The 12,760-nt window shown below is 64.1% G+C and carries 15 protein-coding genes and 2 pseudogenes; 9 read left to right on the forward strand and 8 right to left on the reverse strand.

All coding sequences use genetic code 11. The annotated features are described in order from the left end of the window. The 5 genes and pseudogenes from cysW to SE92_RS28180 form a co-directional block, all read left to right on the forward strand. A pseudogene (cysW, locus tag SE92_RS37240) lies at positions 1 to 148 on the forward strand (sulfate/thiosulfate ABC transporter permease CysW); the annotation flags it as partial. Then, the gene (locus SE92_RS28165; protein WP_063200840.1) at positions 138 to 1,172 is read left to right on the forward strand and encodes a sulfate/molybdate ABC transporter ATP-binding protein; all 1,035 of its coding nucleotides are present in this window, start codon (positions 138 to 140) and stop codon (positions 1,170 to 1,172) included. The pseudogene cysW and the gene SE92_RS28165, both read left to right, overlap by 11 nt. 123 nt (positions 1,173 to 1,295) lie before the next feature. Then, entirely contained in the window at positions 1,296 to 1,790 is a 495-nt protein-coding gene (locus SE92_RS28170) for a CAP domain-containing protein (RefSeq protein ID WP_063200843.1), read from the forward strand. An 87-nt stretch (positions 1,791 to 1,877) separates the two neighbouring features. Then, positions 1,878 to 3,053, forward strand: coding sequence for a DUF3734 domain-containing protein (locus SE92_RS28175; protein ID WP_063200846.1), 1,176 nt, complete (start codon positions 1,878 to 1,880; stop codon positions 3,051 to 3,053). Between the two features lies 1 nt (position 3,054). Beyond that, positions 3,055 to 3,843, forward strand: coding sequence for a 3-hydroxybutyrate dehydrogenase (locus SE92_RS28180; RefSeq protein ID WP_063200848.1), 789 nt, complete (start codon positions 3,055 to 3,057; stop codon positions 3,841 to 3,843). A gap of 130 nt (positions 3,844 to 3,973) precedes the next feature. Here the strand turns inward: SE92_RS28180 and SE92_RS28185 are convergent, their stop codons facing one another. The 4 genes from SE92_RS28185 to SE92_RS28195 form a co-directional block, all read right to left on the reverse strand. Continuing rightward, a complete protein-coding gene (locus SE92_RS28185) occupies positions 3,974 to 4,798 on the reverse strand; it encodes a sulfite exporter TauE/SafE family protein (RefSeq protein WP_063200851.1) in 825 nt (274 codons plus the stop codon). Between the two features lie 175 nt (positions 4,799 to 4,973). Beyond that, the gene (locus SE92_RS35175; protein WP_084251898.1) at positions 4,974 to 5,288 is read right to left on the reverse strand and encodes a type II toxin-antitoxin system RelE/ParE family toxin; all 315 of its coding nucleotides are present in this window, start codon (positions 5,286 to 5,288) and stop codon (positions 4,974 to 4,976) included. After that, entirely contained in the window at positions 5,285 to 5,521 is a 237-nt protein-coding gene (locus tag SE92_RS28190; protein ID WP_063200854.1) for a hypothetical protein, read from the reverse strand. The genes SE92_RS35175 and SE92_RS28190 overlap by 4 nt, the downstream gene beginning before the upstream one ends. Before the next feature lie 41 nt (positions 5,522 to 5,562). Then, on the reverse strand, positions 5,563 to 6,942 hold the full coding sequence (locus SE92_RS28195; protein ID WP_063203808.1) for a flippase: 1,380 nt from the start codon (positions 6,940 to 6,942) through the stop codon (positions 5,563 to 5,565). A 217-nt stretch (positions 6,943 to 7,159) separates the two neighbouring features. Between SE92_RS28195 and SE92_RS28200 the strand changes: the two genes are divergently transcribed. Continuing rightward, a complete protein-coding gene (locus tag SE92_RS28200; RefSeq protein ID WP_063200857.1) occupies positions 7,160 to 7,369 on the forward strand; it encodes a hypothetical protein in 210 nt (69 codons plus the stop codon). Positions 7,370 to 7,392: 23 nt separating this feature from the next. Here the strand turns inward: SE92_RS28200 and SE92_RS28205 are convergent, their stop codons facing one another. After that, a complete protein-coding gene (locus SE92_RS28205; RefSeq protein ID WP_063200860.1) occupies positions 7,393 to 8,232 on the reverse strand; it encodes a protein-disulfide reductase DsbD domain-containing protein in 840 nt (279 codons plus the stop codon). 142 nt (positions 8,233 to 8,374) lie between these two features. Between SE92_RS28205 and SE92_RS28210 the strand changes: the two genes are divergently transcribed. Beyond that, positions 8,375 to 9,019, forward strand: coding sequence for a YqgE/AlgH family protein (locus SE92_RS28210; protein ID WP_063200863.1), 645 nt, complete (start codon positions 8,375 to 8,377; stop codon positions 9,017 to 9,019). 177 nt (positions 9,020 to 9,196) lie between these two features. Here SE92_RS28210 and SE92_RS28215 read toward each other — a convergent pair whose 3' ends face one another. Together SE92_RS28215 and SE92_RS28220 are read right to left on the reverse strand one after the other, a co-directional pair. Then, positions 9,197 to 10,084 carry a TauD/TfdA dioxygenase family protein gene (locus tag SE92_RS28215; RefSeq protein WP_063200865.1) on the reverse strand — a complete coding sequence of 296 codons (888 nt, stop codon included), beginning with the start codon at positions 10,082 to 10,084 and terminating at the stop codon, positions 9,197 to 9,199. 203 nt (positions 10,085 to 10,287) lie between these two features. Next, positions 10,288 to 11,067: an SDR family NAD(P)-dependent oxidoreductase gene (locus SE92_RS28220; RefSeq protein ID WP_063200868.1), complete on the reverse strand. Its 780-nt coding sequence runs from the start codon at positions 11,065 to 11,067 to the stop codon at positions 10,288 to 10,290. Between the two features lie 98 nt (positions 11,068 to 11,165). Between SE92_RS28220 and SE92_RS28225 the strand changes: the two genes are divergently transcribed. Continuing rightward, positions 11,166 to 11,903, forward strand: coding sequence for an SDR family NAD(P)-dependent oxidoreductase (locus tag SE92_RS28225; RefSeq protein WP_063200877.1), 738 nt, complete (start codon positions 11,166 to 11,168; stop codon positions 11,901 to 11,903). Positions 11,904 to 11,979: 76 nt separating this feature from the next. Then, positions 11,980 to 12,348 carry a CsbD family protein gene (locus tag SE92_RS28230; protein ID WP_063200880.1) on the forward strand — a complete coding sequence of 123 codons (369 nt, stop codon included), beginning with the start codon at positions 11,980 to 11,982 and terminating at the stop codon, positions 12,346 to 12,348. Positions 12,349 to 12,512: 164 nt separating this feature from the next. On the opposite strand, the pseudogene SE92_RS28235 reads toward SE92_RS28230, so the two are convergent. Next, positions 12,513 to 12,760: pseudogene (locus SE92_RS28235) on the reverse strand (DUF459 domain-containing protein); the annotation flags it as partial.

The following is a 12,760-nucleotide window of genomic DNA, read 5'->3' on the forward strand; positions in this document are numbered from 1 at the left end:
GCTGGTCGAGATCCTCTACAACGAATATCAGTTCGTCGCCGCCTTCGCCATCGCCTCGCTGCTGGCGATGCTGGCGCTGATCACGCTGATCGCAAAGACCGTTCTCGAACGTCACCTCGACGAAGGACAAGACGTCAATGACCATTGAAGTCAAGAATCTCGTCAAGACCTTCGGCAGCTTCAGAGCTCTCGACGGCGTCGACCTCAAGGTCAATGACGGCGAATTGCTCGCGCTGCTTGGCCCCTCCGGCTCCGGCAAGACCACGCTGCTGCGGATCGTCGCCGGCCTCGACTGGCCTGACGCCGGCGAGGTCACCTTCAACGGCGAGGATGCGCTGGCCCAGGGCGCGCGCGAGCGGCATGTCGGCTTCGTGTTCCAGCACTACGCGCTGTTCCGCCACATGACGGTGTTCGAGAATGTCGCCTTCGGCCTGCGCGTGCAGCCGCGCGCCATCCGCAAGGACGAAGCCACCATCCGCGCCCGCGTCAAGGAGCTGCTCGATCTCGTGCAGCTCGACTGGCTCGCCGATCGCTATCCGAGCCAGCTGTCCGGAGGCCAGCGCCAGCGCATCGCGCTCGCCCGTGCGCTCGCGATCGAGCCGCGCATTCTGCTGCTCGACGAGCCGTTCGGTGCGCTCGACGCCAAGGTGCGCAAGGAGCTGCGCAAATGGCTGCGCTCGTTGCATCACGAGATCAGCGTCACCTCGATCTTCGTCACCCACGACCAGGAAGAGGCACTGGAAGTCGCCAACCGCGTCGTGGTGATGGACAAGGGCAGGATCGAGCAGATCGGCTCGCCCGACGACGTCTATGAGAGGCCGGCAAGCGCGTTCGTCCACGGCTTCATCGGCGAATCCATCGAGCTGCCGGTTCAGGTCGAGGGCGGCGTCGTCAGGCTCGGCGACCGGCCGCTCGCCCTCGCGGCGGACGGAATTGCGCCTGGCGCGTCAAAACTGTTCGTGCGGCGACATGACATGTTGGTCGGCCCGCCCGGCAGCGGTGCCTTCGAGGGCGCCGTGCATCACGTCCGCAATTTCGGTCCGGTGCAGCGCGCCGAGGTGGTGCTTTCCGGCGGCGAGACCATCGAGATCGACGCTCCTCGCGACAGGGAACTGCGCGCCGGCGATACGATCGGCCTCGAGCCCCGCCGCTACCGGATTTTTGCGGGCTAGGGTCCCGTCATTCGGTGTTCAGGGATCTGTGCTGCCCTGGAATGACGGCTAGGATTTTCTTCAAAATTCACCTTTCAGCCATTGTTGGTATGCAACAACGGCCCCTCATTCGGGGGCTCCTCTATGCGCGCTGCGGCCGCAATTCTCATCACTTTGCTGCTCGCTGGCTGTGCCGGCAACGAGACACCGGTCCAGCAGCCGTCGATGTATGTCGATATGGCGGTCCCGGGCGCCAAGCTCGATGCGCAAGCGGCCGCGATCATGATCTCGCAATACCGCCAGAACAACGCCCTCGGCACCGTCGTGATCGATCCCGACCTGATGCGGCTCGCCGAATCCCAGTCCAATGCGATGGCCGCGGCCAACAAGATGGACCATGACGTCCGCGCGCCCCTGGCCAAGCGCCTGGCCGCCGGCGGCTATCCCGCGACCGTGGCGGTCGAGAACATCTCGGCCGGCTATCATACGCTGGCGGAAGCGTTTTCCGGCTGGCGCGACTCGCCCCCGCACCGTGCCAACATGCTCAAGGGGGGTGTCACAAAACTAGGCATCGCGGCGAGCTATGCTCCCGGCACCAAGTACAAGGTGTTCTGGACCATGATCCTGGCCTCGACGTAGCCCCGATAAGCCAGACTTGATCCCAGCATGCATTGACGCCGCGGCGGAGTGTCGCCACGGTGGCGCGCCATTTGCTATTGTTCCCCCATGACAGATCATCGTCCGGAATCCGCCAGCATCCCCGCGAATGCGCAACGCGTCCTGGTCCTGCAGGGCGGCGGTGCGCTGGGCTCCTATCAGGCCGGCGCCCATCAGGCGCTGTGCGGCCACGGCTTCGAGCCGGAATGGGTCGCCGGCATCTCGATCGGCGCGGTCAATGCGGCCATCATCGCCGGCAATGAGGGCCAGACCCGCGTCAAGCGGCTCAAGGAATTCTGGGAAATGGTCTCCGCGCCGGTGCCGTGGAAACCGATCGGCAAGAGCGACCATAGCCGTGAGCTGTTCAATTCCACCAGTGCCGCGCTGATCGCGACCTTCGGCGTGCCCGGCTTCTTCACGCCGCGCATTCCGCCGGCGCCGCTCTGGCCGCCCGGCAGCCCGCAGGCCGAGAGCTATTACGACACCGCACCGCTGAAGAAGACGTTGGAGCGTCTGGTCGATTTCGACCGCATCAACGACCTGAAGACGCGCCTGTCGGTCGGCGCGGTCGGCGTCACCTCCGGCAATTTCAGATATTTCGACAATTACGAGTTCAAGAAGCTCGGCAAGAAAATCGGCCCCGAGCACATCATGGCCTCCGGCGCGCTGCCACCGGGCTTTCCGTCGGTCGTGATCGACGGCGAGCATTACTGGGACGGCGGCATAGCCTCGAACACCCCGCTCGACTACGTGCTCGACGCCGAGACCGACCGCGACATGCTGATCTTCCAGGTCGATCTGTTCAGCGCCCGCGGTGATCTGCCGACCTCGCTGCTCGAAGCCACCGAGCGCGAAAAGGACATCCGCTTCTCCAGCCGCACGCGCATGAACACCGACAAGAACAAGCAGGTCCACAACGCCCGCAGGGCGGTGCGCGACCTGATTTCCAAATTGCCCGATTATCTGAAGAACGACCCGTCCGTCGAATTCCTCGCGAAAGCGTCGCGCGAAAGCACCGTCACCGTCGTGCATCTGATCTACCGCAGCAAGAACTACGAATCCTCGTCCAAGGATTACGATTTCTCGCACGTCGCCATGGTCGAGCACTGGGAGGCCGGCGTGAACGACGTGCATCTGTCGATGCGCCACAAGGACTGGCTCGAGCGGCCGCAGTCCGGCGAGACCATGGTGACCTACGATCTCACGGGGGACGTCACCGCGCCCCCGGCAAAAAGGAGCGAATAGCATGGGTAGTCTGTCAGGCAAGAATGCCGTCGTGACCGGTTCGACCAGCGGCATCGGCCTCGCTTACGCGCGGGCCTTTGCCGCGGCCGGAGCGAATGTCGTCATCAACGGCTTCGGCTCGCCGGAGGACATCGAGAAAGAGCGCGCCAAGATCGAGTCCGATTTCAAGGTGAAGGCGATCTATTCGCCGGCCGACATGACCAAGCCTGCCGAGATCGCCGGGATGATCGCGCTCGGCGAGACGACGTTCGGCTCGGTCGACATCCTCGTCAACAACGCCGGCATCCAGTTCGTTTCGCCGATCGAGGAGTTTCCGCTCGAGAAGTGGGACCAGATCATCGCGATCAACCTGTCCTCGGCCTTCCATGCCATTCGCGCCGCGGTGCCAGGCATGAAGAAGAAGGGCTGGGGCCGCATCATCAACACGGCGTCGGCGCACTCGCTGGTCGCCTCGCCCTTCAAGTCGGCCTACGTCTCGGCCAAGCACGGCATCGCCGGCCTCACCAAGACCGTGGCGCTGGAGGTTGCGACCCACAAGATCACCTGCAACTGCATCAGCCCCGGCTATGTCTGGACGCCGCTGGTGGAGAAGCAGATCCCCGACACGATGAAGGCGCGCAACCTGACGCGCGAGCAGGTCATCAACGACGTGCTGCTCGACGCACAGCCGACCAAGGAGTTCGTCACCTCCGAGCAGGTCGCCGCGCTGGCGCTGTTCCTGTGTGGCGACGATGCCGCGCAGATCACCGGCACGAATCTGTCGATCGACGGTGGCTGGACCGCGGAGTAGGGCGGCGCTGCCGTAGGTGCCGTAGGGTGGGCAAAGGCGCACTTGCACCGTGCCCACGATCTCTCTCAATCGAAAAGTACGTGGGCACGCTTGCGCTTTGCCCACCCTACGACGTCGGTTCGCTTTCCGCTCAGTGCCCCCAGGCCAGCGCGGTCACGAACGCCGACGACAGGTGCAATTCCGCGAACATGATCTTGCCGGCGACCACGAACAGCACGCTCGCGAGCGCCAAGCGCAGCACGGTCTCGGGCACGCGCGTGGCGCTGAAGCTGCCGACGATGATGCCGGGCAGCGAGCCCAATAGCAGCACGCCCATCAGCGCCCAGTCCACGTCGCCGAGCGCCCAGTGTCCGATACCGGCGACCAGTGTCAGCGGCACCGCATGGGCGATGTCGGAGCCGACGATGGTCACCATGGGCAGGCGAGGGTAGAGCAGCAGCAGCACGGTCACGCCGACCGCGCCGGCGCCGACCGACGAGATCGAGACCAGCACGCCGAGCACGATGCCGGTCACCACGGTCGCAATTGCGGTGATGCGCTCGTCGACTAGTTCGAGACGGCGGCGATAACGCTCCATGATGGATTTGCGGAAGATCAGCGACGTCGCGGTCAGCAGCAGCGCGAAGCACAGCACCAGATTGACCAGGTTGCGCTCGGAATCGCTCTTGAGGTCGAGCTTCCACAGCACCAGCAGCGTCAGCGCGCTCGCTGGTATGCTGCCGCAGGCGAGCCGCAGCACGGCCGGCCAGTGCACGCTGCGCGACCAGCCATGCACCACGCTGCCGCCGGTCTTGGTGGCGGCGGCATAGAGCAGGTCGGTTCCGACCGCTGTGGAGGGATGAACGCCGAACAGCAGGATCAAGAGCGGCGTCATCAACGAGCCGCCGCCAACGCCGGTCATCCCGACAAGCAGGCCGACCCCGAATCCAGAGGCGACGTAGAGTGGATCGAACATGTCAGCGGAATCTTAGGTTGATCTCGTCGGTTAAGCAATACGACGTAGAATAAAGTTCTACCGAGAGGCAACCTCCTGGATCAAATAAGAAAATTTGCACTACGAGCCAAAGCTGAGGGGGCGTTTCGTCTCTTTCCTGGGCCAGCCGCGAAACAGCCGTCCCTCCGAGCCGCGATCAAGCATACTGCTTTCCGGGCTCGTTCAGCCCCGCAAGCGGCCGCCGTGACGTGTGGCGGATGTGAACAATATGGATGACGTCGCCACTGACACGATAGAATATCCGAAATGGATAACGAACGACCGTTGCTGCGCGGATTTGGGAACGGTGTGCAACGCGTGGCGCAGAGAAAGGTGCGCTCCGAATACGCTCGATGACGTCAGTAAATTTTCGTCCAACGGCTTCAGCGATCACAGGGCTGGCGTTGGTGGCGTAATACGTCGCGATGCCTGTGAGATCACCAAGCGCTTCTCGCGACCAGACGACCTTCATCCGCGCTGAAACTTTGCGAAGGCCTCCGCAACCTCGGCATCCGTAGCGACTTCGCCACGATCGATTGAGGCCAAGGCCGTGTCGATGCTTCGCAATTCCTCTTGCGTCGCCAGATACTCGCCGCCAAGCAGCTCGTTCTCAATTTCGCTGGCAATCGCAACCAACTCGTTCTGGGCCTCTTCGGGCCAAGTCTGAGCGCGTTCCAGAAGATGTCGTAAATCGCTTGCAGCCATGCACCCAAGTATATCAGATGTCCTGTTGCTTTCCAATTGCCTCAAGGCCTTCGATCCCACCCGAACGCCAGCACGTGCAGTCCGAGCCGCTGCCGCACGATCCAGAACAGCAGCACCGTCTCGAAAGTGAGGGAGAGCGAGGTTGCGGCGGCGGCGCCGTGGCCGCCGTAGCGCGGCACCAGCGCGATGCAAAGCACGAGGTTCATCACGAAGGCCAGCGCATAAGCGAGCGCGCAAATTTTCTGCTGACCGAGCATGTTGAGCAGCCGTTCGACCGGCCCGATCGCAGATCGCACCACGAGGCCAATCGCGGCGACGAACATGATGTCGTAGCCGACCACGAATTGCGGCCCGAACAGCCACAGCAGCGGCTTGCCGAGCGCGAGCAGCACGATGGTCGCCGCCAGTGACGGCCAGAACGTCCAGCTGATGGCATGTGCCACATAGGCCGACAGCCGCGCCTTGTCGCCGCTTGCGTTGTATTCGGCGAAGCGATGCGCGGTCGTCGCCGACATCGCGTAGTGGATGAAGGAGACCAGCGCCAATGTCTTCACCACGGCGAAATAGACGCCGACCTCGTCGGAAGGGCGGAACTGTTGCAGCACCAGCACGTCGGTGTAGGACAGCAGCAGATAGAAGCTCTCGACCAAGAGGATCGGCAGCGAGACGGCGAGCCAGCCGCGGATGTCGTAGGTCTTGGGGCCAGGCGCGATGTGATCGGCGAGCTTGCGGTTCAGCACCACCATCTGCCCGGTCATCGCGATCCACACCGCGGCGGCGCTCGCAGCCATCGCGGCGACCGCGCCGAGATGGTAGCCGAGCAGGAAAGCGGTCGCGGTGAGTCCGATGATCAGCCCCTGGCGGATGACGAATTGCGGCATCAGGCCGAGCTGCATCCAGTCATGCGAACGCGCGATGCCGTCCTGGGTGTTGGCGACGACGAAGGCGGGCAGCGTCATGCAGCCGATATAGAGCGGCAGCTCCTCGGCCGGGTCGATCCAGGGCGACAGCAGCCTGACGATGCCGGCGAGGGCGAGAGAGACCAGCGTCGACGCGGCAAAGGTCAGCCAGCGGCTGCCGGAGAGAAAGCCGCGCAGCAAGGCCTGATCGCCACTGGCGCGATACTCCGGAATGATCTTTTGCGCGGAAGCCGAGATGCCGAAATCCATCATGCTGCCGAGCAGCAGCACCCAGGTCCAGACATAGACATAGACGCCGTAGTCGGAGGTGCCCATCCAGCGCGCGAGCAGCACCTGCGAGACATAGGCGAGCCCGGCGCTGATGACGCGGATGATGAAGATGGTGCCGGCAAGCCGCCGCGTCAGCGACGCCTCGCTCGAGCCGCCGGTCAACTTGGCCCGCACCCGCGCGATCAGCCCGGCCGGTCCGGTCGTTGCGGGTTCTGCATCCATCACGGCCACGAAGAGTCCCCAAGCGTCCCGCATGCTGCGGCAGGCCCGGGACTTAGCAACCATTCCTTAAGATTCGGTTGGACCGCCTTTGGCGGTGTCCGCCCCCTAATTGGAGGGGTGACGTCCTGCGCCGCTTCGAACTATGCTGGCCGCATAGTGGACCGATTTGGAATATGTGCGGGCCGGCTGCGCGCGCACGGGACGTCATTTTCAGAAGGAGCGATTGATGACTCGATTCAAGATGTGCATGGCTGTGCTCGCCGTGATGGCCGGCTTCGATCTCCATTCCATGACGCCCGCGCGGGCGGATGCGTGGGGATGCTCATATGAGAAGTGTCTGGCCGTCTGCGCCAAGGTCGGCGGTCAGCGATGCAGTGCATATTGCACGAAGAAGTTGCAGGAAAAGCAGGCGTCGAAGGCCTGCCCAGCATCCTGATCGGGTGCTCCGTCTGCGACGACCTATTCCAGATTCGTATTGAACTCGTACGACTTCTCCGGCCCGACCAGCGTGAACTTCAGCGCTGCACCGTCGGGCTTGGCGCCCGGCGGCAATCCATCGAGTTCGAACGAGAAGCGTTTGACGCCAGCGGGGCTCTCTTTGGCCGGCTCCGGAATCGGCAGTGCCCAATCGGGCGTCGGCCCTTCCACGTACAGATTGACGTTGCTGCCGTCAGGCGCGACGACGTCGACCACGACATTCTTTGGCCCGTCGCGCTTGACGTCGCGGATGGTGAGCGGATTGGGATCGCCGATATTGGCGGGCTTGGGCACGGTGTCGAGCGCGGCGCGCAAATTGGCATCCTCGGTGGATGCGACGTTGTTGAAGTTGAGCTCGAGCTTGGCGTCGACCGGGATACAGAGCTTCTCGCACACCGCGTAATTGATCTCGGCGCGCAAGGTCACCGGCTTGTCGGCCGCCTTGGCGACGATGCGCAAGGGCAGCACGATCTGGTTGTGATAGCCGATCGAATGGCCGCCCGCGCCGTCGTCGAATTTCAGCGGCGCCGGCCACATCACCGTCACCGCCTCGACATTGTCCGACTTCGAGAAGTCGAAGCGCGGCGGCACCCCGGAATCCCCGGGGATGCGCCAGTAGGTCTTCCACCCCGGCTGAAGCTGGAAGGCGATACCGCCGAGCAGAACGGCGCCGCTGCGCGATCCCGCCAATAGCCGCACCGCGGAATGTCCGTCGCGCTGCCACGGCGAAGCGTCATCGGCGCGGGCCGCGATGGTCAATGACGACGCAAGCAAGGTTGTCGCGACGCCGATCGCCGCACGCAGGGGAACTCTTGTGAGCATGGTACGTCTTTACAGGGTCACCCCGGGGCAAACCATTGAATTGCTTGTGATGGATGCACTTGAATCAGGTCTCTGCAAGCCTTGATTTGACAGCGGCCCGGCCCGACATCAGGATAGGAATTGAAACCGGAGTGCTTCACCGATGGCTCCCACAGGCAAGAGGACGGGCGAAAGCACCCGCAGGGCGGGCTCCGGACTCCCCAATTCGGCCGGCTATCTCGACGGCCGGCTGCTGATCGCGATGCCCGTGATGGGCGATTCCCGCTTCGAGCGTTCGGTGATCTATCTTTGCGCCCATTCGGCTGAGGGAGCGATGGGCATCATCGTGAATCATCCGGCCGGCAGCATCGACTTTCCCGAGCTCTTGCAGCAGCTCGGCATCATCAAGAAGGGCGAGCACATCAAGCTGCCGGAGAATGCCGAAAGCATGAAGGTGCTGCGCGGCGGCCCGGTCGATACCGGCCGCGGCTTCGTGCTGCATTCCAGCGACTTCTACATCGAGAACGCGACGCTGCGGATCGACGACGGCGTCTGTCTCACGGCGACCGTCGACATCCTGCGGGCCATCGCCAACGGCTCCGGCCCCAAGCACGCCATTCTCGCGCTCGGCTATGCCGGCTGGGCGCCGGGCCAGCTCGAGACCGAGATCCAGAGCAACGGCTGGCTGCATTGCGATGCGGATGCGGATCTGATCTTCGGCGACGACGTCGACGACAAATATTCCCGCGCGCTGCGGAAGATCGGCATCGATCCCGGCATGCTCTCGAACGAGGCCGGGCACGCGTAGCTGGCGCCTTACCCTCGATGTCGTCCTCCGCGAACGCGGGGACCCATAACCACAGGGTGTGGTTTTTGTGCTGGCTGCCAACTCCGAGTCTTCGCCAAACCACCTCCTGTGGGTATGGGTCCCGGATCTGCGCTGCGCTTGTCCGGGACGACAGCGGAGTATGTCGCTACTGTCTGCCTACTCCGCCGCCTGCTGCTGCACCGTCGGCTCGGTCCCGGCCACCGTCGCCCTTCGCATGTCGCGGGGCTGCGACTGGTCGTAGCGGCGGACGCGGTGCATGGTCTGGCGGTTGTCCCACATCACGAGGTCATGCAGCTTCCATTTGTGGACATAGACGAATTCGGGCTGCGTCGCATGCTCGTTGAGATCGCGCAGCAAGAGCCGCCCCTCGGGCACGCTCATGCCGACGATTTTGCCGGCATGCGATGACAGATAGAGCGACTTGCGGCGATGCACGGGGTGCGTTCGCACCAGCCGCTGCAGCACCGGCTTGAACATCTCCTTCTCCTCGTCGGTATATTCGGTGAAGCCGAGCGATCCCCGCGAATACATCAGCGAGTGCTCGCAGACGAAATCGTCGATCTCCGCCTTGGTCTCGTCGTCGAGTGCGTCATAGGCGGCGCGCATGTCGGCGAATTCGGTGTTGCCGCCCTTCGGGTTCACCACGCGTGCCGACAGCAGCGAGAACTTTGCGGGGATCGGGCGGAACGAGCTGTCGGAGTGCCACAGGCAATTGCCGAGGTTGAACAGATTGGCGCGGCTGTCCTTCGGCAGCGGCTTGCCGTCCTTGCCGAGGTTGGAGACGTCATTCAGGCCCGACGTGAGCCGGTATTCATCCGCCTTGGTGATGTTGCCGCCGCGCGCTTCCTCGCGCTGGCCGAAATTCAGCGCGAAGGCCATCTGCTGCTCGTCAGTGATGTCCTGGTCGTGGAACACAAGCACCGCATATTTGTCCATCGCGGCCTCGATCTCGCGCGCCTCATCCGGCGTGAGCGGCTTGCGCAGGTCGAGGCCGGAGACCTCGCCGACAAAATGTTTTTGAAGCTGCCGGATGGCGATCGTCATGACGTTCTCTCCCGCGGGTCGCGAGCGGTTGCTCCCGCTCTGTCGGCGAAAAAGCTACTCCCGTAACAGGCGTTGTCAACGCGCGGCGCGCATGGCAGCCCGTAGCCCGGATGGAGCGTAGCGTAATCCGGGATTCTCACCCCGCGGAAAAGCCTACCCGGATTGCGCTGCGCTCCATCCAGGCTACGCACCTTCGATGTCTCCTACGCGTTCCGCGCCATCAGCCCGCCGTCGACCGGGATCACCGTGCCGGTGAGGAACGATGCCGCCGGCAGGCACAGGCTCAGCGTCATGTGCGCGACCTCCTCGGGGTCGCCGTAACGGCCGAGCGCGGTGCGTCGCTTGGCGTAGATCGCCTTGTGCTCCTCCGAGATGCGGTCGGTGATCCCTGTGCGGATCGGGCCCGGGCAGATGCAGTTGACGGTGATGCCCTCGCGGCCGAGCTCCACGGCGAGCGAGCGGGTGAGGCTGGCAACGCCGCCCTTCGCGGCCGAATAGGGGCTGTGCAATGCGGTCGCGCCAAGCGCCTCGGTCGAGGCGATATTGACGATGCGCGGGCACTTCGACTTGCGCAAATGCGGCAGCGCGGCGCGGATGACGCGCGGATGCGCCGTCAGCATCACCGCGATGCCTTTGGCCCAGGCGTCCTCATAGCCCTCGTCGTCGATCGCAACCCGCACGGAGATGCCGGCATTGTTGACGACGATGTCGAGCCCGCCGAAATGCGCAGCGATCTCGCCGACCACGCGCTTGATCTCGCCGCCGTCGGCAACGTCGAGTTTCCATGCCTTTCCCCCGCCGCCGCTCGCGGCAATCTCCTCGGCCACCGCCTGCGCGCCTTGCCCGTCGAAATCGGTGACGGCGACGTTGGCGCCTTCGCTCGCGAACACGCGCGCGGTCGCGCGCCCCATGCCGCTGGCAGCTCCCGTGACGAGAACGGTCAAGCCCTCGACGGACCGGCTGAGCTCCTTGAACTCGGACATGCTGTTTCCTCAAACCGTGCGTGTTCTTGTTATGATTGACAAGGCTGGCATCGATCCGCAGACAGGTCAAACAAGCAAAACAAAAGGGGAGGTGCGCGATGGCGAACGAACTCGATTTCTCAGGCAAGCAGGTGCTGGTCGTCGGCGGCTCGAGCGGGATCGGCAACGGCATCGCGCAGGCGTTTCGCACAAGGGGCGCGCTTGTCGCGGTGTGCGGCACGCGGGCACAGAAGCAGGATTATTCGATCGAGGAGGGCTCCGATCTCACCGGGCTCTCTTATGCGCAGCTCGACGTCAGCAATCCCACCGCGGTCGAAGCGTTCAAGCCGTCCTTCGACAGGCTCGATGTGCTCGTACTGGCGCAAGGCGCGGTGCTCTATCGCCGCGGCGAGTTCGAGATGGCGGGCTTTCGCAAGGTGGTCGAGGTCAATCTCATGAGCCTGATGGCCTGCGCCACGCGATTTCATTCCATGTTGCGGGATTCCAAGGGCGCGCTGATCATGGTGTCCTCGACCGCGGCCTATCATTCCACCATGGGCAATCCCGCCTATAACGCCTCGAAGACCGGTGCGGTCGGGTTGACGCGGACGCTGGGCGAGGCCTGGGCCGAGGACGGTATCCGCGTCAACGGCATCGCGCCCGGGCTCGTCGACACCAAGATGACCAAGGTGACGACCGACAATCCGAAGCGGCTCGAAGGCGCGCTCGCGCGCATCCCGCTGCGGCGGTTGGGCACGCCGGCCGATATGGCGGGCGCGGCGCTGTTCCTGGCCTCGCCGCTGTCGTCCTACATCATTGGCCAGACGCTGGTCGTCGATGGCGGGCTCATCCTGTAGGCCAACACTTTCGTTATGGTTTGGAACTGCGCTGCTCCTGATCGGTTACTTGGGCTGACCCCCGAGGAGGAGCATCATGGATACGGATCGGATTGTTGGCGCGGCCAAGGACTACGCAGGTAAGGCGGAAAGCGCGATCGGAGATATCGCAGGCGATTCCAAGACGCAGGCCTCAGGCAAGGCCCGGGAAGCCGCGGGCACGGTGCAGAATCTCTATGGCCAGGCCAAGGATGCCGTGCGCGACGCTGCGGACACCGCGACCAGCTACGCCAAGGACGCCTACGACAACAGCGGCGACACTTTCCGCGATGGGACACAGGCGCTGTCGAAGAAGGTGCAGGACAATCCGCTCGGCGCGTTGATGGTGGCCGGCGGCATCGGCTTCGCACTCGCGCTGCTGATGTCGCGTCCTGCCCGCCGTCCGCCGCCGCGCTGGCGCTATTAACGACTGGGCCAAGAGCTCACGTTTCTCCTGCCCCGGACGCAGCGCATCACGCAGTGGTGCGCTGCTGAGCCGGGGCCCATTCTTTTTTTGAGAGGAGCTGGGTCCCGGCTCTGCGCCGCATCACCAAAAGGTGCTGCGTCGCGTCCGGGACACGAGACCTTCGCTTACCGGAACATCTCGGCCGAGCGGCCGACGTTGCCCGGCGGTCGCGGGATCGCGGGATTCTGTGCCGGATTGCGTGGTCCGGGCGCCGGCGTCAGCTGACGCGGCGGAGCTGGCTGCGGCGAACCGAGGCCGAAGAAATCGCGGAATGAGGGCGTCGCCTGTGCCGGCTGCTGCACCATCGGCGGCTTCTTCGGCGCGAGCTTTGGCGGCGCGATCGCAGCCGCGGCGCCGGGAGCAGCACCGCCCT

It is taken from the genome of Bradyrhizobium sp. AT1 (genome assembly GCF_001590795.1).
Classification (GTDB): Bacteria; Pseudomonadota; Alphaproteobacteria; order Rhizobiales; family Xanthobacteraceae; genus Bradyrhizobium.